Origin of the sequence: Tistrella bauzanensis (genome assembly GCF_014636235.1) — a bacterium.
In the GTDB taxonomy this organism is placed as follows: Bacteria; Pseudomonadota; Alphaproteobacteria; order Tistrellales; family Tistrellaceae; genus Tistrella; species Tistrella bauzanensis.
Window position 1 is genome coordinate 1 of sequence record NZ_BMDZ01000165.1, and the last position, 1737, is coordinate 1737.

Annotated in this window: 2 protein-coding genes and 2 tRNA genes; 2 read left to right on the plus strand and 2 right to left on the minus strand. The window is 65.7% G+C overall.

Going from position 1 to position 1737, the window contains the following annotated elements:
* Positions 1-110: 110 nt before the first annotated feature.
* Positions 111-317: a hypothetical protein gene (locus IEW15_RS25310; RefSeq protein ID WP_188583292.1), complete on the minus strand. Its 207-nt coding sequence runs from the start codon at positions 315-317 to the stop codon at positions 111-113.
* A gap of 97 nt (positions 318-414) precedes the next feature.
* Here IEW15_RS25310 and IEW15_RS25315 point away from each other — a divergent pair.
* A tRNA-Thr gene (locus IEW15_RS25315) sits at positions 415-489 on the plus strand.
* A 116-nt stretch (positions 490-605) separates the two neighbouring features.
* Positions 606-680: transfer RNA gene (locus IEW15_RS25320), tRNA-Thr, on the plus strand.
* 175 nt (positions 681-855) lie between these two features.
* Here the strand turns inward: IEW15_RS25320 and IEW15_RS25325 are convergent.
* The gene (locus IEW15_RS25325) at positions 856-1386 is read right to left on the minus strand and encodes a hypothetical protein (protein WP_188583289.1); all 531 of its coding nucleotides are present in this window, start codon (positions 1384-1386) and stop codon (positions 856-858) included.
* Positions 1387-1737 lie beyond the last annotated feature (351 nt).

Genomic DNA, 1737 nt, shown 5'->3' on the forward strand with positions numbered 1-1737 from the left:
GGCCAGGCGCAAACTTGCTACGTGGGACACACAATACCTCATGGCGGCTCTGCAAGCGCGTTAACCTGGACTCGTTGCCCTGTCGGCAACCCCGACCCGCGCCGGCGCGGTCAGTCCTCAGGCCCGGTCTCATGATCATCGGCCACCCGGTCGCGGGCCTGATGCTTGCGGCGCTGAAGATTGGCGCGTAACTGCGCCGCCTGCCGTGCCTTGCGTTCAGCCGCGGCCAGGCGGGCGGCCTCGGTTTCGGCCGGCTGCTGGCGGCGGCGCGATTGCGCCCTGCCGTCAACGGGTTGGGAAGCATCCTGATCTGTCATCGGTGTTTCGCCTGATCATCACGAGCGCCATGCGATGAAGAACGGGGTTGCATGGCGGCGGGAAACATGGCACACCCCGCCAACATTCGCGAGCGTCGCCGCCGTAGCTCAGTGGTAGAGCACTCCCTTGGTAAGGGAGAGGTCGTGTGTTCAATCCACACCGGCGGCACCATCCCACCCAGGGTGGCAGCCCTTGCGCGATGCACCACCCGGCCGGCGGCCGGGGCTGGAAAAACCGGTTGCAGATGCCGGGTTTTCATGGCAGTTTCCGCCCGCTTCGCCAGAGGCGCCGCCGTAGCTCAGTGGTAGAGCACTCCCTTGGTAAGGGAGAGGTCGTGTGTTCAATCCACACCGGCGGCACCATTTCACCCAGGCGGTGATCTGGCGCAAGGCCCCGACAGATTCAATGAAGCCCCGGCTCCCTTNCAGGCGGTGATCTGGCGCAAGGCCCCGACAGATTCAATGAAGCCCCGGCTCCCTTATCGGACGCCGGGGCTTCATGCGTTTCACCGGAACGCAACCGGCCGAAGCGCCACCATCAGACCGAGATGATATTGCTCCCGACCACGGCCGCGATCGTGTCGATGGTGAAGCTGCTGGTGCCGTCCGACACCACCTCACCGGCCACGAAGCTGCCGGCGGACGGGCGGATGGCGACAAAGCGGTTTGTCGGGATCGACATCATCACCATACCGGTGGCACCACTGGTCTGCCCGGTCACCAGGGTGCCGGCGGCAAACGGGATCAGCGCGCTGCCAACCGTCGACCGCATGACCTGCTGGGTGCTTACCGTCTCATCCAGCGTGCCGGTCGCCTCGACATTGATCCGGTTGTCCTGCTTCACCGCCTCGGCCAGCCTGAGGCCGATGGTCGAGATGGTGATCGCCTCGCCATTGGGCTGATAGGGCATACCGAACTCGACCCCCTGCGCGGCATTGCCCCGAAACCGGACCCGCGCCCGGTTACAGGCGCCGGTCACCCGCACCAGCGCGCCGGGCTTGTCGGCCCCCAGGATCGCCGGATCGGCATTGACGATGTCGCAATCGATATCGACACCGGTGCCACGCACCCGGATGGTGCTGGCGGTTTCAGGGCCGGCCAGTGCCGGAAAGGTGCCCTCGGTCGCATGGAAGAACTGCGAGCAGTCGGTCGCCTGGATGTCGATCGAGATGTTGCTGAGACCCGTCGCCGCCGGCAGATGCGGCTGATAGCCATGGGCGACACCGGCGGCGCGATAGCACCCATGGGCACAACCCGTGCGCGGACGTCATGGGCGCCGTATTGCAGGGTGAAGCCGACGCCGCCCTGCCCGGTCCTATGGTCGCCGGTGGTGTTCATGGGGGATGTCCCGGTCATTGTTGAAAAAGGGAGAGCGGCGTTGCTCGCCTTGAGCCGTTAGGCTCGGGGTGTCGAATCCTCA